A 23762-nucleotide genomic window follows, 5' to 3' on the forward strand; every position below is an offset into this window, starting at 1 on the left:
CGGGCGATCAGGTGCCGAGCCGCGCCCAGTGGTCGACACCCGCCCAGTCCTGCAGGAACTGGTAGGGATAGGCCGGCACGCCGCGGGCGGAGACCGCGGTGAGCGCCTGGACGTCCTCGGGCGCGAGCACGAGGTCGGCCGCGTCGAGGTTCTCCTTCAGCTGCGTCGTCGTGCGCGCGCCGAGCAGGATCGAGGCGACGCCGGGCCGCGACAACAGCCAGGCGAGCGCCACGTGCGACATCGGCCGACCGTGGCGCTCGGCGATCGTGCGCACGGCGTCGAGGACCGCGTAGGTCCGCTCGGTGTTGCGCAGGTCGTAGGCCTCGACGCCGCGGTTGGGGTCCTCGCCGAGCCGCGTCGCGCCGCTCGGGCGGCTCTGCGCGCCGTACTTGCCGGTGAGCCAGCCGCCGCCGAGCGGCGACCAGGGGGTGAGCCCGATGCCCGCCTCGAGCGCGCAGGGGATCAGCTCGAGCTCCGCGCCGCGCTCCAGCATGTTGTAGTGCGGCTGGATGCAGACCGGCGATGGGTAGCCGCCGAGCCTCGCCGTCGTGACGATCCGCTCGAGCTGCCATCCCGACAGGTTCGACCAGGCGACGTGGTGGATCTTGCCCGCGGCGACGAGGTCGCGCAGCGTCGCCAGGGTCTCGGCGACCTCGACGTCCTTGTCCCAGCCGTGCACGAAGTAGAGGTCGATCGCCTCGATCTGCAGCCGCCTCAGGCTGGCGTCGACGCAGCGCACGAGCGCGCGGCGCGAGGCGCCGGTGCTGCCCGCGGGCGGGCCGAAGCGGCCCTTGGTGGCGACGACGAGATCGCCCATGCCGCCGCGCGCCCTGCCCCAGCGGCCGATGATCTCCTCCGACCCGCCGCCGGCGTAGACGTCGGCCGTGTCGATGAAGGTGCCGCCGTGGTCGACGAACATGTCGAGCTGGCGATGAGCCTCGGCCTCGTCGGTCTCGACGCCGAAGGTCATCGTGCCGAGCGCCATGCGCGAGACGACGGGGCCGCCCCGTCCGAGGGGAGCCGTGGGCATGTGCGCCTCGGCGTCCGGTCGTTGCGTCATGAAGGTTCTCCTCTTGAGGGTGGCGGCCGTCGGGGCGGAGGGCATCGCCGCACCGTGATCGGCGCCCCGATCGCCTGTCGCCACGTGCGCCCACCCTTGACCCGCCACCCAAGCTAGCGTCCTCTTGCCGGCATCTGAACGCGATGGTTTGAACGGGCCTTTTCACGGGTGAAAAGCGCGCACGAGAGCGGAGCGGGACGGAATGGCCGACGGGGATCCCGGCTGGAGCGACCTCCACCTCTTCCTCGCCGTCGCGCGGGCGGGCGGCCTCTCGCCGGCGGCGCGGCTCACGGGCACGAGCCCCGCGACGCTCGGGCGGCGCATGGTCGCGCTCGAGCGCGCGCTCGGCCGCGAGCTGTTCGTGCGTCACGAGCGCGGCTACGAGCCCACCGCGGACGGGCGCAAGCTCATGGACGACCTCGCCGACGTCGAGGCACGCATCCAGCGGCTGACCGCGCGTCCCGATCCGGGCGCGCGCCCGCTGGTGAAGGTCTCGGCGGGCACCTGGACGACGCTCGCGCTGCTCGGACGGCTCGACGAGATCACCGGCACACCCGCCGACGTGCGGCTGCGCTTCATCGCGGCGGAGAACATCCTGCACATCTCACGGCGGGAGGCGGTGATCGGCTTCCGCAACCGCCCGCCGTCGGAGGACGGGCTCGCCGGGCGCCGGCTCGCGCGCGTCGAGTTCGCGCCCTACGCCGCGCCGGGCGCGCCGGATCTCTGGATCAAGGTCGCCGCCGACACGCCGTCCGCCCGCTGGCTCGACCGCACGATCGGCCCGAACGCGCTCTGCGAGGTCGTCGCGCCGCGCAACAGCCTGGACCTCGCGCTCGCGGGCAAGGGCGTCGCCCTCCTGCCGACCTTCGTCGGCGACACGGAGCCCCGGCTCGCGCGCGTCGGCGAGACGGTTCCCGAACTCGCCCACGAGCAATGGCTCGTCACCCACCAGGACGACCGCCACCTCCCCGAGGTCCGCCGCACCATCGACCGGATGTGCCGGGTGCTCACCCGACGCGGTGGCCGACGGTGAGCGTCAGCCGCCGCCGGCCGTCATGTCGACCACCTGCACGAGATGATCCGAGTTCCCCTCCGGATCGAGGCTGCGGAAGCGGTCGACCCGCATCGCATTGCCGACGAGGAACCAGTCGTTGCGCCACAGCTTCGGCAGCTGGCCGCCGACTCGCCAGGTGGCGGGATAGAGGATGCCGCTCGTCGCCGCCGCGTCGCGGGTGACGGCGAGGAGCCGGCGGTTGTCGCCCATGGCCGGGCTCGTGTTGAAGTCGCCCGCGACGACGAGGGGGTTCGGGTTCCCGGCGACGTCGGCGGTGAGTACGTCGAACTCGTCCTTGCGAATGTAGTGGCGCCGGCGGATCTCCGTGTAGAAGCGCGCGCCGAACCAGTCGTCCTCGATGATCAGCTGCACCGGCATGTGGACATTGTAGGTCGACATCACCGCGTCGCCCGCCCGGACGTCCACGCGCAGGGCGTAGGGCGGGGGCGGCAGGAAGATGTCGGAGTCGCTGTCCGCGTTGACGACGGCCCGCGCCACGATGGGCAGGCGCGAGAGCGTCAGCAGCGTGCCGGCCTTGGCCCAGGCGTATTCGGGAAACGCCGCCTCCAGGTCGGAGAAGTCGTCGACGGGGATGGCGAGATCGCCGTCGCGCAGCATGTGCTCCTGGAGGAGATAGACGTCGGCGTCGAGCGCGCGCAGGTAGGCGAGCATCGCGTCCCGGTCGCGCGGGTCGGTGAGGGTCCCGTCGCGCATCTGCCCCCAGTAGTCGGTGTTCATCTGCACGACGCGGATCGAGGCCGGAGAGGCGACGGCCGCGTCGCGGGGCAGGAGCGCCCGGTAGTTGATCCCGGTCGACTGGTGCGACACCGCGAAGGCCGCGAGCGCGATCGCGACGACCGGCAGCCGCCGGCGCTTCGCGAAGAGGCCGGCCAGGAGGAGCAGCGCGGGGATCGCCGCGAACAGGATCGGCGGGGCCATGCCGGGGATCACCCACAGCCAGAAGCGGCCGGTGAGCGCCTCGTGGAGGACGGCCCAGAGGAGCCAGAGGCCCGACAGGACCAGGATCGTGTTGGGGACGATGCGGTTCGACATGTCGTGGTTCCGATCTTCGTACGACGCGCGGCCGGCTCAGAACACCTTCTTGGCGAAGGCGAGCGCACCCTGCTTCCAGGGCTGGCCGCTTGTGCGCCCGGCCTTCGCGCCCTCGTGGCCGGCCACCGCCTTCTGCGCGCGCCACCAGCGGAACGTCTTGAGGATCGCGTCGCGGCTCGAGTGCCGCGGCGCGAAGCCGAGCACCCGCTGCGCGCGGTCCGTGCTCACGTAGGCGTCGCGGCTGAGCTTGTAGATCAGCCGCTTGTAGACCGGCGAGACGCGCAGGATCTCGAGCAGCCTGAGCGCCCCGATCGTCGGCCCGATCGGGAGCGCGACGATGCGCTTGCCGTGGCCGGCCGCGTCGAGGACCGCCTGGAAGTCGTCGTGCACCGTCGTGAATTCGGTGGCCGCGATGTTGAAGGCGTCGTTCACCACCGAATCGGGCAGGGTCATCGCCGCGAGCGTGGCGTCGACGAGGTCCTCGACGTCGAGCATCTGGCTGCGGAACCGGCCGCCGCCGATCAGCGGGAAGTGGTGGCCCTCGTCCGCCCACTCGAACAGCATCGCGAAGATGCCCAGGCGATGAGGGCCGAGGAAGGTCTTCGGCCGCAGGATCGGCACGCACATGCCCTCGCGGCGATGACCCTCGACGATCAGCTCGGCGTCGATCTTGGCGATGTTGTAGGGGTCGACCCGCTCCCGCGGATGAGCCTCCGTCGTCGGCACCACCTCGGGCAGGCCGTAGACCGCCGAGGACGAGACGTGGATCACCCGGGCGATCCGGGCCGCGGCGCAGGCGGCCATCACAGTGCGCGTGCCGCCCACCGAGATCGAGCGGATGTCCGCGGGCCTGTAGCTCGGCAGGGCGGCCGCGCCGTGCACGACCACCTCGGCGCCGTCGATCGCTTCGCGGACGGTCTCCTCGTGGCGGATGTCGCCGATGATTTGCCGGCAATTTTTCACCTCCGGCATCGGTGCGAGGTCGAGGCTCGTCACGAGATGGCCGTCGGCGACGAGCCGCTCGATCAGGTTCCGGCCGAGGACGCCGGCACCGCCGGTGATGGTCACGCGCATGGTCTCACCCGTTCGTGTTCGTGCGCCCGTGTGGGCGGAAGGAAGCTGGGGTCGGCCCTCAGCGCCGCTCCTCGACGGCGAGGGGCGCGCCGCGGCCCTCTCGCAGGACGGCGGCCTTGGAGAGGCGCGCGAGCAGCGCCGCGTAGCGGTCGATGCAGCCGTCCGCGCCGTAGAGGCCGCGGGCGAGCTCGGCGAGCCGCTCCTTCTCCAAGGCGGGGAAGGTGCGCATCTCGACGAGCGCGGCGGCGATCGCCGGCACGTCGCGCGGGCGCGTGAGGCGCCCGAAGCCGGTCTGGAGCACGGGCACCCGGCCGCCGGCGAGATCCGAGCCGACCACGGGCAGCCCGCACATCATCGCCTCCGCCTGCACGATGCCGAAGGATTCGGCGACCGAGGTGAGCGCGAACGTGTCGAGCGAGGCGTAGAGGTCGCGCGTCCCCGCCCGGTCGAGCGGACCGAGGAAGCGGATGCGGTCGTCGCCGGCGGCGATGGCGCGCAGCTGCGCGATGTTGCTGCCGCCGGCCACCGTGTCGTACTCGCCGGCGAGCAGCAGGCGATCCTCCGGCGCGGCGACCCTTCGGAAGCCCCGGATCAGGTACTCGATACCCTTGTCGGGCACGATCCGGCCGAGGAAGCCGACGTGATGGCCCGGCCCGTCACGGAAGCGCGGCGTGCCCCCGCGCGGGTCGAGGCAGGGCGCCGGGATCGAGGACCATTCGCCCGACGCGATCGCCGGCCACAGCACCGAGCCGCGCGCCTGGTCGTCGCTGTTGACGACGACATGGTCGCTGCGGCGCATGGCGAGCTTCGCCGACAGGTTCACGCCGGCGATCTGGAGCCGGCTCGTCAACGAGGGCGCGAGCCAGATGTCGATGTGGTAGGTGGACACGATCGGGATGCGCGGGGCGAACGTCGTGATCGCCGCGGCCTCGAGCATCGGCAGATGGAGGTTGAGCGTGCGCGAGCGCGCCGCGATCCGGCGCGCGAGGGGCACGAAGCCGGGGCTGATCGGCCCGCGCCCGATCTTGAAGAGGATCGGTGCGCGGAAGACCCGGACGCCCCGCATCACCTCCTCGGTGGGCAGGCTCGGGTCGTGGCGGGTGGTCACCACCGCCACCCGCCAGCCGCGGTCGGCGAGCCCCTCTGCGACGATCCGGGCGGTCTCCGTGAGACCCGAGACGTAGGGCGCATAGTAGTTCAGGACGACGGCGACGTCGAAATCGTCATGCGTCATGGAAGGCTCCTTTCGGTTCGGGGACCGGGCTCGTCGGTTCGGGGGCGGGGCCCGCGCGGCCGAGCAGCATCGCCGCCGCCCCGGTGCCGATGACGTCGCCGGCGACGACCATGGCGCGGCTGAGGAGCGCGAGCGCCAGCGCGTCCGCCGGGTCGAGCCGGGCGGCGAGGATCGCGAGCAGGACGCCGTCGCGCACGCCGAAGGCGCCCGGCAGGACGGCGAAGACGATGCCCGCGATCGCCGAGAAGGCGTAGGCGGACACGAGGAACACGGCTCCGGCATCGGAGGCGGCGCCCAGGACCGCGAGATGCGTCCCGCTGATCGTCCAGGCGAGCGCCATGATCGCGGTCGCGGCGGTGAAGGCGACCGGCGGCGGCACGCCGATCCGTGCCAGCGTGTCGGGCAGGATCGGCCAGCGGCCGAGCGCGCAGGCCAGCCCGAGCCCCGCGAACGCGGCGAGGGCCGCGGCGGCCGTCCAGGCGTCGGGCACGCCCTCGACCATCGCCGCGATCGCGGGGAGCCCGACGAGGGCGGCGGCGAGGCAGGCGGCGAGCGCCGTGCCGACGAACACCCGCACGAGCAGCACCATGCCCGCGCGCTCGCCCCGGAGGAGGCGGTGCTGGATCGCGAAGGCGAGCACGCCACCGGGCGTGTACTTGCCGATGCCCGAGCGCAGGTAGACGAGGATGCCGCGCCGCGCCGTCACGCCCGGCAGATCGCGCGCCAGCAGCCGCTGCCAGGCGAAGGCGCCGGGGACGAGCCCGACGAGGACGCACCCCATCGCCAGCGCGACGGTGCCCGCCTCGAAGCCGGCGATCGCGTCGGCGATATCGACGTGGTGCTCGGCGAAGAAGGTCGCGATCCACGCGAAGGCCGCGATCGTCAGCACCCAGCGCACCACGTGGAGGAGCGTGTGCAGCCCGGGAAGGCGGCGCGCGGCGGCGCGCAGCGTCGCGGTGGCACCGGTCACGACAGCGTCCCTCCGGCCTCGAGCGCGGCGACCCAGCCGTCGAGGACGACGTCTCCCAGCAGGGCGGCGAGGACGAGCGTCGCGGCCCAGGCGACGAGGACGACGTGGGTGACGCGATCGCCCAGCAGGAGGCGCGTGGGGTTGCCGGTCCCCCTCCCCGCGAAGGCGAGGAGCAGGTAGCGCTGGAACAGGTAGATGACGAAAGGCAGGCTCACGAAGACGAGCGCCGGCCGGTTCACGGACGAGAGCGTATCGACGAGCACCGCCAGGCTCGCGGCGAAGCAGGCGATGCCCGCGACGAGGAGGTAGGCGTCGAGCAAGGGCTGCGAGTAGTGCGCCAGCACCGGCCGGTGCTCGGCGGAATCGTGGGCGCGCTGGAGCTCCGCCCGGCGCTTACCGATCGTCAGCAGCAGGCTGCCGGCGAGCACGGTGGCGATCACCCACGGGTCGGGCATCGCGGAGAAGGCGACGTATCCCGAGGCCGTGCGCAGCGCGAAGCCCGCCGCCACGATCAGCATCTCGACGATGGGCGTGTGCTTGAGCGCCAGACTGTAGGCGAGATTGCACGCGAGATAGAGGAAGACGATCACCCCGAGGAGCGGCGGCAGGACGATCGCGAGCACGACCATGCCGGCGGCCAGCCCCGCGAGCATCCACAGCGCCGCCGTGGGCGTCACCGCCCCCGACGCGAGCGGACGCAGGCGCTTCTTGGGGTGCAGTCGGTCGCGCTCGACGTCCGCGAGATCGTTGACGACGTAGACGGCCGACGAGGCGAGGACGAACAGCGCGATGGCGCCCGCGAGCGTCACCAGCGCCGGCAGCGTCGCCTCGCCGAGCATCAGGGCGGGCCCGATCGAGATCGCCACCAGCGACTTCGCCGCGTGCGTGGGCCTGAGCAGGGCGAGATGGTCGCCGACGCGCCGGACCAGGTGGTCGACGGGGTGGCGGGCGTGCTGGAGATCACGGATCATGCCTGGTGTGCTCCAATCCTGCGTCGAGCGGGCGACGGTGACGCTGCCTGCGCGCCCACTTCGCTCACTGCGTGTTGTGCAGTGCGAAAGCCGAACGACGTCGGCGGAGCGCCGACCGTCGCACGACACGAACGAGACCCGCCCCCGCGGGCGCTGTGCGGCTCGGGCGGCGGCCCGCGCGCCGAGAACGGACGCCCGACCCTCGACGAGCCGGTTCGTCGGTGCGCTTGGATCCGCGACGAGGACCATGGCCGCCGCGGACGCGGGGATGCGCCGCCGTTCCGGTCCATGGGTCCCGCACGCCCCGCCTCCGCAACTCTCGGAGTGGTTCGTGCGGAGCGGCAACTCGCGAGCGACGGTGCCGACCGCTCCGTTCCAGTTGCCGATGCGCCGCGATCTCCCCTTGCGTCGATGCTGCGATGCGGCAATGGTGGGGCGGTCTAACACGTTTGGATAGCGCGCACGTATGAGAGGGGCTTCTCGGAAATGAAAAACCTCAGCCTCGACGATCTGCTCGTGTTCATCGTGATCGCCGAATGCGGAACCATCTCGGAAGCCGCGCGCAAGCTCGACTCGTCGCCGGCGACGCTGGGGCGCCGCATGGCGCAGCTCGAGGACGCGATCGGGCTGCGGCTGTTCCACCGCCATCGCAGCGGCTACGAGCTCACCCGCGACGGGCGCTGCGTCCTCGAGGAGCTCCAGCCGATGGCGCGGGGCTGGCAGGGTTTCGAGCGCTGGATCGGCGGGCGCGCCTGCAAGCCCCGCGTCCGGCTGTGCGGCGACGCCTGGACCATGCGCTTCCTGGCCCAGCGCTTCGCCGACCTCTCGCACAGCGAGGACCCGTTCGACGTGATGTTCCTCGCCAGCGAGGCGCGCATGAACATCGAGCAGCGCGAGATCGACATCGACGTGCGCGCCGCGCCGCCGACGAGCACCAATCTCGCGAGCCGGCGCCTCGCCCCCGTCGCGCACGCCGCCTTCGTGCACCGCGATCGCGCCGGCGAGCGCGGCCTGCCCTGGATCGGCATCGAGCCGGACAACCTCGTGCCGCGCGCGGGCACGTGGGTGATCGAGCGCCACCACGCCGACATCGCCGCCTACGCGGCGAGCCCGCAGACGCTGCTCGACCTCGCGATCGCCGGGGTCGGCATCGCCGTGCTGCCCTGCTTCGTCGGCGACGCGCTGCCGGCGCTGCGGCGGCTCGGGCCGGTGATCGACGAGCTCACCGAGGTCCAGCACATCGTCTTCCACAACGAGGCGCGCTACCACCCCCACATCCGCGCCGTGGGCGACCGGATCATCCACGTGGTCATGCAGAATTCAGACCTCTACGAGGGCCGGCGCTGCGCGAACCTGTGAGGGGTGCCGCGCCTCACGCGCGCGGGAACACCCCCGGCAGTTCGCCCTCGGTGCTCGCGTCGGCGGGCGCGTAGCGGCCGAGGCTGCCGGCGCGCGGGCGCCCGCGACGGCGGACGACCTCGCGCTCGAAGGCGACGTAGGCGACGACCGCGCCGCTGCCGTCGCGCAGGGGCCGCACGTCGATCTCGCACAGGTAGGGCTCGCCCCCGCGCCGGTGGTTGGTCACGACGCCGTGAAAGCCGCCCTCCTCGCGCAACGCGCGGGAGAAAGCGGCGAGGGCGACGCGGCTCGTGCCCGGTCCCTGGAGGAGGCGCGGATCGCGGCCGACGAGTTCGTCCGCCGTGTAGCCGGTGAGCGCGAGGAAGGCGCGGTTCGCGAAGCGGATCGTCGGGCCGGGCGGCGCGAGGTCCGGGCCGGTGACCAGCACGGCCGTGGCGAGCTTCTGGGACAGGACGGCGACGAGATCTTCGGCGAGCATCGCGGGCTGCTGCTTGTGGGTCGACCGAGCTTATGCCCGACGCAGGCGGGCTCGCGCAACATTTCTCGCGAAGAATCAGCCAGTTCCCTTTGGGTACGGCGTCACGAAGCGGCGGGCGGCGGCGCTCCGAGCGCCTCGTCGAAGCCCCGCTTGATCACGCCGTGGCACTCGCAGGAGAGGTGCTCCAGCCCCGCTCGATCGCGGATCCGCATGTGTCCGCGCGCGTACCCGATCGCCCCGGCGTCGGCGAAGGCGCTGCAGATCTCGCTGATCGTCGCCCGCCGCGCGCCGAGCGCCTCGGCGAGCGTCGACTGCTTGAGGAAGAGCGCGTCGCCCTCGATGCGGTCGTGCGCCTGGAGCAGCCATCGCGCCGCGCGCTGCTCGATCGTGTGCGCCGTGTTGCAGGCGGCGATCTGGAGCGTGGCGTCCTGCATCGCCTGGGAGAGCTTCATGTAGACGTTGCGCGCCTCGAAGTCCGCGCGGACCGCCGCGTCGAGGCGGACGAGGGGCACGAAGAGGGCCGTGCCGGCCACCCGCACCACGTAGGCGCGGTTCGCCACCTGGCGCATCAGGACACTGGTCGCGCCGATCTTGCTCTCGTTGCCGATGGTGCCCGATTCGGCCATGCGCCCGTCGGCGAGCACCGTCGTCTCGGACACCACCCCAGTCTCGACGAACACCGAATGGGTGAAGCGGTCGCCCACGTCGTAGACGATCTCCCCGGCCTCGATGCGGTAGCGCTGCGCGTGGGCGAGGATCGCGGCGCGGGCACCCTCCGGCAGGGCCGCGAGGAGGCGGTTCCCGATCCTCGCCGGCGCTGCTGCCTCGTCTGCCACGGAACCTTCCCGTCCAGCGGCGCGTGACACCACGCCCGCGTCCGGTTCCGAGCGTAGCCGTCCTGCTCGTCAGGCGTCAAGAAAGCGGTCACGGCAGGTTGCGACCTGGTTATGTACGAACTCGAATTTCGATTCTCGAACCGGTCGCCGGACGCGCTCCGCAAAAACCCACCTCACGTGTACATCGGAGCGAAAGTGACCTGGGATGAGCGCGCGCCGTGGTCGAACGATCGTTTCGCACAGCGAAAATAGTCGTCCGGTGACGCGCGTTGCTCGTCGAAGACAACCATCATGGGCATTCGCTAATTCAACGCGCGCATGAGTGAAATTTATACTTGAATCATCAGAAATTCACTGTCGAACCACACGAAATTAAGAACCGAGAAAGCACCCGTCCAGCACCTTTCCCTCGGCCAGAAAGTTCGCCGGCGTACACGAGCGCCGAGCCGGAAGCGCTCCACCACGATTCGCAACCCCGCGCGCCGCCCCCGGTCGTTCGGCATCCGCACCCATGTCCCTCGGAGACCACCATGCTCGGATCCCTCTCCAACCTGTCCCTGCGCGCCAAGATCGCCGGCGCCTTCGCGCTCGTGCTCGTCGCCCTCGGCGGCGTCGCCGCGAAGACGACCTGGTCGCTCTTCGAGGCGGGCCGCGACTTCCACACCTATGCCGAGGTCTCGCGCGTGGCGTCGAGCATCGCGGAGATGCAGGAGGAGATGCACGCCTCCCGCGTCTCCGCCGAGAGCTTCCTGCTCACCGGAGACCCCGCGCACGTCGCCCTCGTCGACGCGCATTTCGCGGCCGCGCGCGAGGCCTACCGGCACGCCCAGGCGATCGTCGAGAGCGAGGAGCTGCGCGGGCTGATCGGCGGCCTGGATGCCGGCCTCGTCGCCTACCAGGCGCATTTCGCGAGCGTGCGCGATGCGCCCCCTGGCGACACGCAGGCCTACGAGCGGCTGCGCGATCTCGGCCGCGCCGCGATCCCGCCGATGGCCCGCGCCGACAGCGCCCTCGACGAGATCCGCGAGCGGATCGGGCCGCAGATCGAGGCGGATCTGTACGCCGCCGAGATGCTCGCCATCGTCGTCACCGCCATCGCCATCGTGGTCGGGATCGCCATCGCGCTCCTGCTCGGGCGCGCCATCACCCGGCCGATCTCCGGCATGACCGAGGCGATGCGGCGCATCGCCGACGGCGATCTCGCGACGGACATTCCCGGGCGCCACCGCGGCGACGAGATCGGCGCAATGGCCGCCGCGCTCGGCGTGTTCCGCGACGCGCTCGCCGAGAACCGCGCCATGGAGGAAGCCGCCCGCGAGCGGGATGCGCGCGCGGCGGAGGAGAAGCGCCGCGCCAGCCGCGAGATGGCCGACGCCTTCGAGGCGAAGCTCGGTGGGCTCGTCCGGTCCCTGTCCGAGGCCGCGACCGAGATGGAGGCGACCGCGCGGGCCATGTCCGCCACCGCCGAGACCACGAACGAGCAGTCCTCCGCCGTCGCCTCGGCGGCCGAGCAGACCTCCGCCAACGTCCAGGCGGTCGCCTCCGCCACCGAGGAACTCGCGGCCTCCGCGGGGGAGATCGGCGGGCAGGTGTCGCAATCCGCAGCGAAGTCGGCGAGCGCCGTCGAGGAGGCGCGGCGCACCAACGTGCTCGTCCAGGAGCTGTCGGAGGCCGCGCGGCGCATCGGCGACGTCATCGGCATGATCAGCGAGATCGCCGGCCAGACGAACCTGCTCGCGCTGAACGCCACCATCGAGGCGGCGCGCGCCGGCGAGGCGGGCAAGGGATTCGCCGTCGTCGCGGCGGAGGTGAAGTCGCTCGCCGACCAGACCGGCAAGGCCGCCGACGAGATCACCCAGCAGATCGCGCAGATCCAGACCACGACCGGCCGTGCGGTGGGCGCGATCGAGGGCATCGGCACGATCATCGCCGAGATGAACCAGATCGCCACCGCCGTCGCCTCCGCGGTGGAGGAGCAGCAGGCGGCGACCGGCGAGATCGCCCGCAACGTCAGCGAGGCCGCGCAGGGCACCGGCCACGTCACCGGCACTATCGTGCACGTGCGCGAGGCCGCCGCCCAGACCGGCAGCGCCTCGGCGCAGGTCCTCTCGGCGGCGAACCAGCTCTCCCGCGACGCCAACGTGCTCCGCGAGGAGCTGCGCGGCTTCCTCGACGGCATCCGCGCCGCGTGAGGCGCGGGTGCGCGAGGGCGGGCCCGCGGCCGACGGCGCGCGGGCCCGCCCTCGTGTCCGTGCTCGCGCACGGTGTCAGCCGCGGAACAGGTCGCGCTCCACGCCGGCGGTCTCGAAGAGCCAGTCTCGGCTCGCCTCGAGCTCGCCACGCAGCCGGTCGAGGTCGTGGCCGAGCAAGCGGCCGCGCCACTTTCGCGGCACGCCCGCCACCAGCACCGTGTCGACGTTCGAGCGCTCCATCAGCGTCACCACGGCGCCCGGCACGTGGTTGAGCGGAGCGACGTTGATGGCGCGGGCGTCGAGGAGCACGATGTCCGCCTCCTTGCCCGGCGTGAGCGAGCCGGTCTTGGCCTCGAGCTTCAAGCCGCGCGCGCCCTCGATCGTGGCGAAGCGGATCGCGTCGCGGGACGTCAGCAGGGTCGGGTAGTCCTCGCCCGCCAGCGCCTTGGCGTTGGCGAACATGCGCTGGAGCGTCATGACGCTGCGCATCTGGGTGAACATGTCCGCCGTCATCGTGCACTCGACGTCCGTCGAGAGCGAGGGCTGCATGCCGAGATCGAGCGCGGTCTGCGTGGGCGGCGTGCCGTGGCGCATCTGCATCTCGATGGGAACCGAGAGCGAGACGTGCGCGCCCGCGTCCGCCGCATGGCGCCACCCGGCCTCGCTCATGCCGGTCATGTGGATGAAGATGTTGTCGTCGGCGAACCGGCCCGCCGCGCCGATGGCGTCGAAGGTCGGCTGCATGCCGAAGGTGCCCACGACGTGCAGCGCGATCGGCAGGCCGAGCTCGCGCCCCAGCGCCCAGGCGGCCTCCCAGCCGGGGATGTAGATCTCGCCGCCCATCACCATGGTGAGGAGCTGGTCGTCGGAGGCGAACCAGCGCTCCTTGATGCGCCGCGCGTCCTGCGGATAGCGCGCGCGCTCGCCCCAACCCTCGAAATAGCCGAACACGGCGCGCCGGCCGGCGTCGCGCAGCGCCTCGATCGCGGCGTCCGAATGCTCCGGCGAATGGTGGATCTGGCTCACGTCCATGACGGTGGTCACGCCGGCGTCGATCTGGGCGAGCGAGCCGTAGAGTTCGTTGATGTAGACGTCCTGCGGCCGGTAGATCGGCGCGAACGTCTGCAGGACCGTGTCGTAGTAGTTGATCGCGTTCGCCGGACGGCCGTCGTTCACCAGGATGCCGTCGGCCAGGAAGCTGCGCAGCGCGGTCTCGAACTGGTGGTGGTGCGTGTCGATGAAGCCCGGCATCACGATCATGCCGGCGGCGTCGATCACCGCGGCGTCCGCCGCTTCGAGGCTCGGACCCACCGCGAGGATGCGCGCGCCCTCGAGCAGCACGTCGCCCGGCGCGAAGTCGCCGACGGCTGGGTCCATCGAGAGGACGTACCCGCCCTTGATCAGCACGCGCCGGCCCGCGCCGCCCATGCCGGCCGGCGGGCCGTCGGTCGCGGGCTGCGCGGCGACGGAGGTCGCGGCGAGCCCGATGCCGGCGCCGGCGGCGACCGTGGTCCTGAGCAGGTCGCGGCGGGTGGCGCCGCCGGTGTCGGCAGGGGTTTCGACGGCGGCCTCGACGGAGGCGCGGGCGGCGGCCTCCTCGCACAGCTTGCACATGGCGGCATCTCCTCTTTCTGCTGGCGGAGGTATTTTCGTTCAGCGAATACGAGTAACTGCATGCACGCCCTGCGGGCGGCACGTCGGCGGAGACTCAGCGTCGCTTCAGGACGGAGGCGAGGACGGGAAAGCGCGCGGTCGCCTCGGCGAGCCGCGAGGCGGCCATGCGCAGCTCGGGCAGGCGCTCGGCGACGAGCTGGTCCGCCGTGACGAGCCCGGTGTAGCCCGAGGAGTTGAGCGCCGCGATGGTCTCGCCGCCGTGGCGGATCGGCACGGCGAGCGCGGTGATGCCGTAGTCGAGCTGGTCCACGGTCGTGGCGTAGCCGAGCTCGCGCGCCTTGTAGACGAGCCGGCGCAGCTCCTCGCGGTTCGTCACCGTCTGCGACGTGAGGGCCACAGGTCGCACGGTCTCGAAGTAGCGGTCGAGCTCCGGGTCCGGGAGCGCGGCGAGGAGGACGCGGCCGAGCGAGGTCGCGTGCGCCGGATAGCGCGCGCCGACGACGGCGCTCGCCCGGCGCGCCCGCTGCACCGAGAAATGCGCGACGTAGATGACGTCGTGCCCGTCGAGCGTCGCGACCGACGAGGCGTCCCCGAACGCCTCCACCACGTGGCGCAGCTCCGGCAGCAGGATCTCGTCCATGCGTGCCGAGAAGTAGAAGGCCGAGCCCAGGCTCATGACCTTCGGCGTGAGGTGGAAGCGCTTGCCGGACTGGCCGACGTAGCCGAGCGTCGCCAGCGTGATCAGGCTGCGCCGCGCCGCGGCCGGCGAGGTGCCCACGCGCTGCGCCACTTCCGAGAGCGTCATCTCGAGATGCGTGCCGTCGAAGCACTCGAGCACGGCGAGGCCGCGCGCGAGCGCCTCGACGAACTCCGCCGGCCTCTCCTCCTCGTCGACGGGCACGCTCAGGGCGGTCATCTCCCTCGGCCCTCCGGCGCGAGCACGAAGTCGAAGACGAACTTCGCGTCCGGACGGCGCTCGAGGTCGTAGTCGAACACGTCGGATTTCCTGACAGGTTCGACCTTGGCGATCAAGGATTTTCGCACACCGAAAACGGCGTCGTTGTCGAGATATTCCGTGTTCTCGAAGAACACTTCCGTCGTGATCGACCGCATGCGCGGGGCGCGCACGATGAAGTGCACGTGCGCGGCGCGCCAGGCGTGGCGTTCGCCGGCGCGCAGGAGGCGCCCGACGGGGCCGTCGTAGGGCACCGTGTAGGGCTTCGGGAGCACGGTCGTGTAGTAGTACGCGCCGGTCTCGTCCGCGGTGAGCTTGCTGCGCAGGTCGTACTTGTCCTGCCCGCGCTCCTGCTCCTGGATCGGATAGGTGCCCGAGGAATCCGCCTGCCAGGTGTCGACGATCGCGCCCGGCAGCGGATTGCCCAGCGTGTCGCGCACCTTGCCGTGGACGAGCACGCACACGCCCTCGCGCCCGCGGCCGAGATCGCCTCCGAGCCGCAGCTCCGGCGCGTCGTCGAGGTAGAACGGCCCGAGGTTCGAGCCCTCGGTCGCGCCGCCACGGGTGTTGATCATGTCGACGAGCGCCGAGAAGCCGAGCACGTCCGACAGCAGGATGAACTCGTGGCGCTCGGGCGTGGAGATCTTTCCGCAATCGTAGAGGAAGTTGAGGATCCCGATCCACTCGTCCTGGGTGAGGTTCACCTCGCGCGTGTAGTCGTGCAGGTGCTCGATGAACGTGTCCAGCAGGAACTTGAAGCGCGTCCCTTCCGGGGCCTCGAAGGAAGCCTTCACGGCCTCCGTCACCGTGTATTGATTGACGTCGCGCATCCGTCTCCTCCGCTCCCGAGCCGTCGTCACTCCCGCAGCGCAGCATAGCCTGCCGCGAATTTCCGGGTTGACCAGAGACTAGAACGCGCAATAATCTCCGACAAGAGAAAAAACTTTCGCTCAGCGAAAATAATTGGAGCCAGCATGCGGATCGGGAAACAGGATCAGGCCTTCACGGCCATCGCCACGTCGGACGCGACCAGCGTCACCGTGCGCGGGCACGACCTCTGCGGCGAGCTGATCGGCCACGTCGACTTCACCGACTATTTCTGGCTCCTCGTCACCGGTACGCGCGCCACCCCCGCGCAGAAGGCGATGCTGAACGCCTGCCTCGTCGCCATCGCCGAGCATGGTCTCGTGCCGAGCGTCCAGGCGGCGCGGATGACGCTCGCCGCCGCTCCGGAGGCCTGGCAGGGCGCCATGGCCGCGGGGCTGCTCGGCATGGGCACCGTCGTCGCCGGCTCCTCCGAGGTCGCCGGGCGCTACCTCGTCGCGATCGTCGCCGCCGCGGAGAGGGCCGGCTCGATCGAGGCCGCCGCGCGCGACGGCGTCGCGGAGCTGAAGGCCCAGCGCGGCAAGGTGCCGGGCCTCGGTCATCCGCAGCACGATGCCGGCGATCCGCGCGCGGATCGCCTCCTCGCCATCGCCGACGAGCTCGGCGTCTCGGGGGCGCACGTGGAGGCGCTGCGGGCGCTCGGGCGCGTGGCGCCGGGCATCATGGACCGGCCGCTGCCGATCAACGTCTCGGGCGCCATTCCCGCGGTGATCCTCGACGCGGGCTGGCCGGTGGAGGCACTCAAGGCCGTGCCGCTGCTGGCGCGCGCCGGCGGCCTCGCCGCGCATCTCTTCGAGGAGAGCCGCCGCTCGATCGGCTTCATCCTGTCCCACGCGGCGGACCAGGCGATCTCCTACGACGGCGCGCCCGCGGGCGCCGCGGCACCGGGAGACGCCTGATGGTCAAGATCCTGCGCGACATCCGCGTCGTCGAGATGGGGACCTACATCACCGGTCCCGCCGCCGCCATGCAGCTCGGCGACCTGGGCGCCGACGTGATCAAGGTCGAGCGCCCCGGCGAGGGCGACCCGTTCCGGGCCTTCAAGGGCGGGCTCTACTCGCCGCATTACCAGACCTACAACAGGAACAAGCGCTCGATCGCGCTCGACACGAAGAGCCCGGAAGACCTAGCGGTCTTCCACGAGCTCGTGCGCGGCGCCGACGTCTTCATCCAGAACTTCCGCCCCGGGGTCGCCGAGAAGCTCGGCGCGGGCGAGGCGGAGCTGCGCGCGCTCAACCCGCGCCTCGTCTACTGCGCCATCTCGGGCTTCGGCACGAGCGGCCCGGCGCGCGACCGCCCGGCCTACGACACCGTCGCCCAGGCGGCGAGCGGGTACCTGCGGCTCGTGACGCCGCCGACGAACCCGCGGGTCATCGGCCCGGCGATCGCCGATGCCGTCACGGGGCAGTACGCCGCGCTCGGCATCCTCGCCGCGCTCGTCGAGCGCGCCGAAACGGGCGCGGGCCGGCGCCTCGACGTCTCGATGCTTGAGGCGATGACGCACTTCAACCTCGACAGCTTCACGCATTACTACAGCGTGGGCGAGATCATGGGGCCGCTGTCGCGCCCGGTCGTGTCGCAGTCCTACACGTTCGAGTGCGCGGACGGGAAATGGATCGCGATCCACCTCTCCTCCCCGACGAAGTTCTGGAACGGGTTGCTCGAGGCCACGGGCCAGGCGGCGCTCGCGGACGACCCGCGCTTCTCCGAGCGGCTGGAGCGCATCCGCCATCAGGACGATCTCATCGAGATCCTCACCCCCGTGTTCAAGACCGCCACCCGCGACACCTGGTGCGCGCGCCTGCTGGCGGCCGAGGTCCCGCATTCGCCGGCCTACGATTCGAACGAGGCGCTGGAGGACCCGCAGGCGAAGCACCTCCAGCTCGCCGTCACCGCGGAGCACCCGCAGATGGGCACCTTCACCACGGTGCGCCCGCCCTACGGTTTCGACGGCGCCATCGACCGCGACGTGCGCCCGCCGCCGACGCTCGACGAGCACGGCGCGGAGATTCGCGCGGAGGTGCGCGCGGCCATCGCCCGCCGCGTGGCGGAGTGAGACGCGGCCGACGAGACGAGGAGGAGACACCATGAGCGCCACGACGCCCCCCGACGGTCCCCCGGCCGCCCTGCCCGTCTCCGACGTGATGGAGGCGAGCCGGTCCATGCTGCAGATGCAGCTCTACGCCATCACGACGACGCCGACAGACGGGCTCGGGCCGGTGCTGGCGCACCTCGAGGCGCACCTCGCTTTCCAGGTCGGGCTCGAGAAGGACGGCGTGCTCTTCGCCGCCGGCCCGCTGTGGACCGACGACGAGCGGGAGTGGCGCGGCGAGGGGCTCGTCGTCGTGCGCGCGCCGAGCCGGGCCGCCGCGATCGCCATCGCCGAGCGCGACCCGATGCACGCGAGCGGCGCGCGGCGCTTCGTCGTGCGCCCGTGGATGATCAACGAAGGGTCGTTGTCGCTGCGCCTGGATCTCTCCAGCCAGCGGCTCGCGCTCGCCTGACTCCTGCTGGCGAGACACCAAGCCGGACACCAAGAAAGAGGGAGGACACGCCGATGAAGACGCTCACACGACTGCTGATCGCGGGGACCATGCTCGCGCCCGCCACCGCGCTCGCCCAGGAGACGATCGACCTGACCGTCGCCTCGAGCCACCCGACGACGATCCCCTGGATCGGCATGATCCAGACCCACTTCATGACGGAGGTCGACCGCATCCTCGCCGAGCAGGGCGCCTACGAGATCGCCTGGAACGAGGCCTTCGGCGGCACGCTGTACAAGGCGAACGCGACGCTCACCTCGGTCGAGCAGGGCATCACCGACATCGGCTGGGTGTTCTCCTACCTCGAGGGCGCCAAGATGCCGCTCAGCCAGGTGACCGGATACACGCCGTTCTCGACGAACGACGTGCCGGTCCAGCTCGAGACGATGATGGAACTCTACGAGACCGTTCCCGAGTTCCGCAATGAGTGGGAGCAGTACAATCTCGTCTTCCTCGGCGCGACCGGTGCGGACAGCTACGACCTCTACACCAAGCGACCGATCGAGAGCCTCGACGACCTCCAGGGCCTCAAGCTCTCGGCGCCCGGCGTGCTCGGCACCTGGCTGCGCGGCACCGGCGCCAACGCCGTCGACGGGGCGCTGACGACGTTCTACACGGACCTCCAGACCGGCGTCTCCGACGGCGCGCTGTCGCTCGCGATGGGCGTCCTGCCGGCGAAGCTCTACGAGGTCGCGCCCTACATCACCCGCGTCGACATCGGCGTCGTGTTCTCCGGCGGGCTGGCCATCAACCGCGACACCTGGGACGGGCTGCCCGAGCCCGTGCAGCAGGCGCTGCTCCAGGCCGGCGACGTCTACTCGAAGGCCCACGCGCAGGACCTGATGGAACGCCACGAGTCCGCGCTCGAGCGCATGGTCGAACTCGGCGCGACGCAGGACCCGCCGGTGACGCTCACGCCGATGGACCCGGCCGAGCGCCAGCGCTGGGTCGAGGCGCTGCCGGACCTCGCGGGCGAATGGGCGCAGGCCGCCGAGGAGCGCGGGCTTCCCGGCCGGGAGTTCCTCACGGCTTACATGGAGGGCCTGCGCGCGCGCGGCGAGACGCCGGCGCGCGACTGGGACCGGGCCGAGTGAGCGCGGACGGCACGCGCTCATGACCATGCACGCGACGCGGCGCGCCTGGAACGCGCTCGTGGACGGGCTAGCCGCGGTGGGGACGCTCCTCATCGGCGTCCTGATGCTCATCATCTGCAGCGACGTCGTCGCGCGCAACCTGCTCGGTGCCTCGCTGCCGCTCGTCTCCGAGCTCGGCGCGCTGACGCTGGTGATGATCGTCTACCTCCAGCTCGCGGCGGCGATCCGCCACGACCGCCTGGCCCGCACCGAGCTCGTGTTCGGCGCGCTCCGGGCGAGCCGGCCGCGGCTCGGCGCGGCGCTCTCCGCCGCCTTCGACCTCGTCGGCGCGGCGGCGCTCGCCGCGCTCGCCTGGTCGACGATCTCCATCCTCGAGCGCGACCTGCGCTCGGGGCAGTTCATCGGCGTCACCGGCGTGATGACGGCGCCCACCTGGCCGTTCCGGGTGCTGATCGTCGCGGGCCTCGCCGTCTCGGCGATCCAGTTCGCCATCCAGGTCGTCGAGGCGCTGCGCGCCGTCGCGGCGCCGCGCGAGGAGAAGACGTCATGAGCGGCGTCGAGATCGGAACCGCCGCCATCGTCGCGCTGATCGGGCTGATCTGGATCGGCATGCCGATCGGGGTCGGCATGCTGCTCGTCTCCTTCGCGGGGGTCGCGGCGATCCGCAACGAGGGCGTGGCGCTGCGCATGGCTGGCGCCGTCGCCAACGACGCGCTGCGCGAGTACCTGTTCGCCGTCGTCCCGCTGTTCGTGCTGATGGGGCTCCTCGTCACGATCTCGGGCGTCGGCAAGGACACGTTCGACGTCTTCCAGCAGGCACTGCGGCGCCTGCGCGCCGGGCTCGGCGTGGCGACCGTCTTCGCCAACGCCGTGTTCGCGGCGATCACCGGCGTCTCGATCGCCTCGGCCTCCGTGTTCAGCCGCGTCGCCGTGCCCGAGATGACCCGCCACGGCTACACCAAGACCTTCGCCACCGGCGTCGTCGCGGGCTCCTCCGTGCTCGGCATGCTGATCCCGCCCTCGCTCCTGATGATCGTCTACGCGGTGCTGGCCGAGGAATCGGTCGGGCGGATGTTCCTCGCGGGCATCCTGCCGGGGCTGCTGCTGGCGGGCGTGTTCTCGGTGACGATCTTCCTGCTGGCCACCTTCCGCCCCGGCTTCGTCTTCGCCGGCGGCGCCGACACCGCCGCGGACGAGCGGCTCGGCGCCGGGCGGATCGTCGCCAAGAGCGTGCCGATCGTCGTGCTCGTCGTCCTCGTCCTCGGCGGCCTCTACGGCGGCTTCCTCAACCCCACCGAGGCGGGCGCGGTCGGCGCGCTCGGCGCCCTCGTGATCGCGCTCGCGCGCCGCGCGCTCGGATGGGGCAGCTTCTGGCGGCTCCTCGTCGAGACCGGGCAGATCACGGTCGCGGTGCTGTTCCTGATCATGGCGGCGACGTTCTTCAGCCGCATGCTGGCGATGTCGGGCCTGCCCGCGGCGCTCGCCGACGTGCTGCTGTCGGGGCCGCTCGGGCCCTACGGTTTCCTGATCGTCTTCCTCCTCGTGGTGATCCTGCTCGGCTGCATCATCGACTCGATCTCGATCATGCTCATCCTCCTGCCGATCGCGCTGCCGGTCGTGCAGGCGGCGGGGTTCGACCTCGTCTGGTTCGGCGTGCTCACCGTGGTGGCGGTCGAGATCGGCCTCCTCACCCCGCCCTTCGGGCTGTCGGTCTACACGATCAAGTCCGCCATGAACGATCCGGACCTGAGCGTCGGCGAGATCTTCCGCGGTGCGCTGCCCTTCGTCGCCGCGATGGTCCTGACCCTCGGCGTCCTCATCGCCTTCCCCGCGATCGCCACCTGGCTCGCCTACCCGTGAGATCGACTCCCATGCGTCTCCTCGGCCTCTCCGGCAGCCTCCGGCGCGCCTCCTCCTCCACCGCCTTCCTGGAGGCCCTGTTCGCGCGGCTCCCGGAAGGCGTCGAGCGGGCGCGCGCCGACATCCGCGCGCTGCCGCACTACGATGCGGACGTCGACGGCGGGGCACCGGTGGCGGGGCTGATCGAGGCGATCCGCACCGCCGACGGGGTCGTGATCGTCACGCCGGAGTACAATTACTCGATCCCCGGCGTGCTCAAGAACGCCATCGACTGGGCCTCGCGCCCGGCCTACCGCTCGGCCTTCGCCGGCAAGCCCGTCCTCGTCGCATCCGTCTCGGGCGGCGCGCTGGGGGGCGTGCGGGCGCAGGCGCATCTCAAGTACGTGCTCGACGGCATGCTCGCCGAGGTCTTCCCCCACCAGGAGATCGTCGTGCCCCATGCCAACGCGAAGGTGACGGACGGCGTCTTCACGGACGAGGCGACGCTCGCCTTCGCGCTCGGGGCGCTGGAACGCTTCCGCCGCTGGAGCGAGACCCGCGGCGGCCCCGCCCCGCGGGACTGAGCGAGGCGCACTCAGCGGGTGCGCGTCACCTTGCTCAGGTGCGCCGGCGCGTCCGGATCGTGCCCGCGCCGACGGGCGACGGCCTCGATCACGCGGTAGAAGGCGGCGAGGCCGACGAGCGGGTCGAGGAGCGGCGCGCCGGTCGTCCCGGTGCGAAGCCCGGGGAACGGCGTGTCCGTGGTCCCGATCGGGAGGGGACGCCCGCCCTGCGCGGCGAGGCCCTCCAGCGTCCGCAGGCTCGTCTCGCGGGCGGCGTCGTCCGGCACGAAGGCTAGGACGGGGAAGCCCTCGCCGACGATCCGGCGCGGGCCGTGCTGGATCTCGGCCAGCGAGAGCGCCTCGGCATGGAGCGCCGCCGTCTCCTTGGCCTTGAGCGCCGCTTCCCGCGCCACCGCGAAGCCCGGCCCGCGCCCGACGACGAAGAGGGAGCGCGCATCCGCGAGCACGTCGACGAGCGCGGCCGCGTCGCCGCCGTCCGCGTCCCGGTCGACCGCTGCGCAGAGCGCGTCCGGCAGGGCGTCGAGGCCCGCGCGCAGGCCGGCGTCCTCCGCGGCCTCGGCGACGAGCCCGGCGAGGAGCGCGGCCGAGGCGAGGCAGGTCTTGGTGGCGGCGACGCTGCGCTCCGCGCCGGCGTGGAGCGCGATCACCACGTCCGCCGCGGCGGCGAGCGGCGAGGCGGTCTCGTTGACGAGCGCAATCGTCAGCGCGCCGCCGGCGCGCGCGGCCTCCTGCAGCGCCAGGATGTCCGGGCTCGCACCCGATTGCGACACCGAGACGTGCAGCGCCCCCTCGAGCCGCAGCCGCGCCCCGTAGGCGGAGGCCACCGACGGGCCGATCGAGGCGACGGGGATGCCGAGCGCGATCTCGCACAGGTACTCGAAGACGCCGGCCGCGTTGTCCGAGGAGCCCCGCGCCGCCGTGGTGATCACCGGCGGCTGGCGCGACGCGATGCGCCGGCCGAGCCGCGCCAGCGTCTCGCGCTCGGCGGCGAGCGCGCGGGCGACGACGGCGGAGGCCTCCTTGGTCTCGCGCAGCATCAGGCTTTCCATCGCGCTCTCTCCTCGGATCTCGCCGGGCGCCTGGCGGCGCGGGCGTCGCGGTGCAGGATGACGACGATCAACGCCGCACCCGCCACCATGGTCCAGCTCGGCCGCTCACCGAACACGACGAAGCCCGTCACGGCGGCGAAGACGATCGACAGATAGCCGACCGGCGCGAGCACGCTCGCGGGCGCGGCGCGATAGGCGCGCAGGAAGCAATATTGCCCCGCCTGCGCGAGCAGCCCGGCGCACAGGATCGCGGGGACGTCGTCGGCCGCGACCGCGACCCAGGAGAGCGCCGCGAACGGGGCGGTGAGCACCGCGAGACCCAGCGTGTAGAACACCATCATCACGGTGGGGCTCTCGGCGCGCAGGGCACGCGTCTGCACCACCGCGAGCGAGCCGAACAGGACCGAGGCGGCCGCGGCGAGGAGTCCCACGTTCCACACCGCCCCGCTCGGCGCGACCATGACGAGGACCGCCACGAGCGCCGCCGCCGCGTGGAGCCAGCGCGCCCGCGCGACCCGCTCGCCCAGCAGCAGGACGGAGAGCGCCATGGCGACGAGCGGCCGCGTGAAGCCGATGGCGCTGACGAGCGCGAGCGGCAGCGCGGCGAGCGCCGCGAAGTTGCCGGTGAGCGCGAGCGCGTTGCAGGCGACCCGCAGCACGTGCCGCCCCGCCCGCCGCGTCCCGATCACCTCGGCCCGATGACGCCAGACCAGCGGCGCGATGGCGAGGAGCCCGACGACCGCGCGCAGGAAGACGAGCTGCACCGCCGGGTAGCTCGCGCCCTGTGCCTTGACGATCGCCGCCATGATCGCGACGAGCGTCATGTCGGCGAGGAGCCAGGCGATGCCCGCGCGGGTGTCGTCCGCGTCCTCCCGCGCGAGGCTCGGAACCGGTTCCGGCTTCGGGTCCGGCATGGCG

Annotated in this window: 23 protein-coding genes; 10 read left to right on the forward strand and 13 right to left on the reverse strand. The window is 71.9% G+C overall.

The window, feature by feature from the left end:
* Positions 1-7: 7 nt before the first annotated feature.
* Positions 8-1030, reverse strand: a complete 1023-nt coding sequence (locus AB9M23_RS10330) for an aldo/keto reductase (protein ID WP_443726247.1) — start codon at positions 1028-1030, stop codon at positions 8-10.
* Positions 1031-1262: 232 nt separating this feature from the next.
* Between AB9M23_RS10330 and AB9M23_RS10335 the strand changes: the two genes are divergently transcribed.
* Positions 1263-2093: a LysR family transcriptional regulator gene (locus AB9M23_RS10335; protein ID WP_372424452.1), complete on the forward strand. Its 831-nt coding sequence runs from the start codon at positions 1263-1265 to the stop codon at positions 2091-2093.
* A gap of 3 nt (positions 2094-2096) precedes the next feature.
* Here AB9M23_RS10335 and AB9M23_RS10340 read toward each other — a convergent pair whose 3' ends face one another.
* From AB9M23_RS10340 to AB9M23_RS10360, 5 genes are read right to left on the reverse strand one after another with little or no spacing between them, the layout of a single operon-like run.
* Positions 2097-3167, reverse strand: a complete 1071-nt coding sequence (locus AB9M23_RS10340) for an endonuclease/exonuclease/phosphatase family protein (protein ID WP_372424453.1) — start codon at positions 3165-3167, stop codon at positions 2097-2099.
* Positions 3168-3203: 36 nt separating this feature from the next.
* Entirely contained in the window at positions 3204-4241 is a 1038-nt protein-coding gene (locus tag AB9M23_RS10345; RefSeq protein WP_372424454.1) for an NAD-dependent epimerase/dehydratase family protein, read from the reverse strand.
* Between the two features lie 58 nt (positions 4242-4299).
* The gene (locus AB9M23_RS10350) at positions 4300-5475 is read right to left on the reverse strand and encodes a glycosyltransferase family 4 protein (protein WP_372424455.1); all 1176 of its coding nucleotides are present in this window, start codon (positions 5473-5475) and stop codon (positions 4300-4302) included.
* The gene (locus AB9M23_RS10355; protein WP_372424456.1) at positions 5465-6445 is read right to left on the reverse strand and encodes a hypothetical protein; all 981 of its coding nucleotides are present in this window, start codon (positions 6443-6445) and stop codon (positions 5465-5467) included. Before AB9M23_RS10355 ends, AB9M23_RS10350 begins: the two co-directional genes overlap by 11 nt.
* Positions 6442-7416 (reverse strand): UbiA prenyltransferase family protein, encoded by a 975-nt coding sequence (locus tag AB9M23_RS10360; protein ID WP_372424457.1) that lies wholly within the window; start codon positions 7414-7416, stop codon positions 6442-6444. Before AB9M23_RS10360 ends, AB9M23_RS10355 begins: the two co-directional genes overlap by 4 nt.
* A 486-nt stretch (positions 7417-7902) precedes the next feature.
* Here AB9M23_RS10360 and AB9M23_RS10365 point away from each other — a divergent pair, with 486 nt between their 5' ends.
* The gene (locus AB9M23_RS10365; RefSeq protein ID WP_372424458.1) at positions 7903-8775 is read left to right on the forward strand and encodes a LysR family transcriptional regulator; all 873 of its coding nucleotides are present in this window, start codon (positions 7903-7905) and stop codon (positions 8773-8775) included.
* A 13-nt stretch (positions 8776-8788) separates the two neighbouring features.
* Here AB9M23_RS10365 and AB9M23_RS10370 read toward each other — a convergent pair whose 3' ends face one another.
* The gene (locus tag AB9M23_RS10370; RefSeq protein ID WP_372424459.1) at positions 8789-9253 is read right to left on the reverse strand and encodes a PAS domain-containing protein; all 465 of its coding nucleotides are present in this window, start codon (positions 9251-9253) and stop codon (positions 8789-8791) included.
* A gap of 101 nt (positions 9254-9354) precedes the next feature.
* Entirely contained in the window at positions 9355-10089 is a 735-nt protein-coding gene (locus AB9M23_RS10375) for a Crp/Fnr family transcriptional regulator (protein WP_372424460.1), read from the reverse strand.
* Positions 10090-10619: 530 nt separating this feature from the next.
* Between AB9M23_RS10375 and AB9M23_RS10380 the strand changes: the two genes are divergently transcribed.
* Entirely contained in the window at positions 10620-12281 is a 1662-nt protein-coding gene (locus AB9M23_RS10380) for a methyl-accepting chemotaxis protein (protein ID WP_372424461.1), read from the forward strand.
* 75 nt (positions 12282-12356) lie between these two features.
* On the opposite strand, the gene AB9M23_RS10385 is transcribed toward AB9M23_RS10380, so the two are convergent.
* The 3 genes from AB9M23_RS10385 to AB9M23_RS10395 form a co-directional block, all read right to left on the reverse strand.
* Positions 12357-13895, reverse strand: a complete 1539-nt coding sequence (locus tag AB9M23_RS10385; protein WP_372424462.1) for an amidohydrolase family protein — start codon at positions 13893-13895, stop codon at positions 12357-12359.
* A gap of 94 nt (positions 13896-13989) precedes the next feature.
* Positions 13990-14811 (reverse strand): IclR family transcriptional regulator domain-containing protein, encoded by an 822-nt coding sequence (locus AB9M23_RS10390; RefSeq protein WP_372424463.1) that lies wholly within the window; start codon positions 14809-14811, stop codon positions 13990-13992.
* Positions 14808-15680, reverse strand: a complete 873-nt coding sequence (locus AB9M23_RS10395; protein WP_372424464.1) for a dioxygenase family protein — start codon at positions 15678-15680, stop codon at positions 14808-14810. Before AB9M23_RS10395 ends, AB9M23_RS10390 begins: the two co-directional genes overlap by 4 nt.
* A 144-nt stretch (positions 15681-15824) precedes the next feature.
* Between AB9M23_RS10395 and AB9M23_RS10400 the strand changes: the two genes are divergently transcribed.
* The 7 genes from AB9M23_RS10400 to AB9M23_RS10430 are packed head-to-tail and all read left to right on the forward strand — an operon-like array spanning position 15825 to position 21795.
* Positions 15825-16634 carry a citryl-CoA lyase gene (locus AB9M23_RS10400; RefSeq protein ID WP_372424465.1) on the forward strand — a complete coding sequence of 270 codons (810 nt, stop codon included), beginning with the start codon at positions 15825-15827 and terminating at the stop codon, positions 16632-16634.
* On the forward strand, positions 16634-17791 hold the full coding sequence (locus AB9M23_RS10405; protein WP_372424466.1) for a CaiB/BaiF CoA transferase family protein: 1158 nt from the start codon (positions 16634-16636) through the stop codon (positions 17789-17791). The genes AB9M23_RS10400 and AB9M23_RS10405 overlap by 1 nt, the downstream gene beginning before the upstream one ends.
* 31 nt (positions 17792-17822) lie before the next feature.
* Positions 17823-18239, forward strand: a complete 417-nt coding sequence (locus AB9M23_RS10410) for a YciI family protein (RefSeq protein ID WP_372424467.1) — start codon at positions 17823-17825, stop codon at positions 18237-18239.
* A 53-nt stretch (positions 18240-18292) separates the two neighbouring features.
* Complete coding sequence (locus AB9M23_RS10415; RefSeq protein WP_372424468.1) at positions 18293-19372, forward strand: C4-dicarboxylate TRAP transporter substrate-binding protein; 1080 nt, start codon at positions 18293-18295, stop codon at positions 19370-19372.
* 19 nt (positions 19373-19391) lie between these two features.
* On the forward strand, positions 19392-19922 hold the full coding sequence (locus AB9M23_RS10420) for a TRAP transporter small permease subunit (RefSeq protein ID WP_372424469.1): 531 nt from the start codon (positions 19392-19394) through the stop codon (positions 19920-19922).
* Entirely contained in the window at positions 19919-21232 is a 1314-nt protein-coding gene (locus AB9M23_RS10425) for a TRAP transporter large permease (RefSeq protein WP_372424470.1), read from the forward strand. The genes AB9M23_RS10420 and AB9M23_RS10425 overlap by 4 nt, the downstream gene beginning before the upstream one ends.
* An 11-nt stretch (positions 21233-21243) precedes the next feature.
* On the forward strand, positions 21244-21795 hold the full coding sequence (locus AB9M23_RS10430) for an NADPH-dependent FMN reductase (RefSeq protein ID WP_372424471.1): 552 nt from the start codon (positions 21244-21246) through the stop codon (positions 21793-21795).
* An 11-nt stretch (positions 21796-21806) separates the two neighbouring features.
* Here the strand turns inward: AB9M23_RS10430 and AB9M23_RS10435 are convergent, their stop codons facing one another.
* Together AB9M23_RS10435 and AB9M23_RS10440 are read right to left on the reverse strand one after the other, a co-directional pair.
* Positions 21807-22844 (reverse strand): SIS domain-containing protein, encoded by a 1038-nt coding sequence (locus tag AB9M23_RS10435; RefSeq protein WP_372424472.1) that lies wholly within the window; start codon positions 22842-22844, stop codon positions 21807-21809.
* Positions 22832-23758 carry a DMT family transporter gene (locus AB9M23_RS10440; protein WP_372424473.1) on the reverse strand — a complete coding sequence of 309 codons (927 nt, stop codon included), beginning with the start codon at positions 23756-23758 and terminating at the stop codon, positions 22832-22834. Before AB9M23_RS10440 ends, AB9M23_RS10435 begins: the two co-directional genes overlap by 13 nt.
* Between the last annotated feature and the right edge of the window lie 4 nt (positions 23759-23762).

It is taken from the genome of Salinarimonas chemoclinalis, assembly GCF_041514305.1.
GTDB classification, from domain to species: Bacteria; Pseudomonadota; Alphaproteobacteria; order Rhizobiales; family Beijerinckiaceae; genus Salinarimonas; species Salinarimonas chemoclinalis.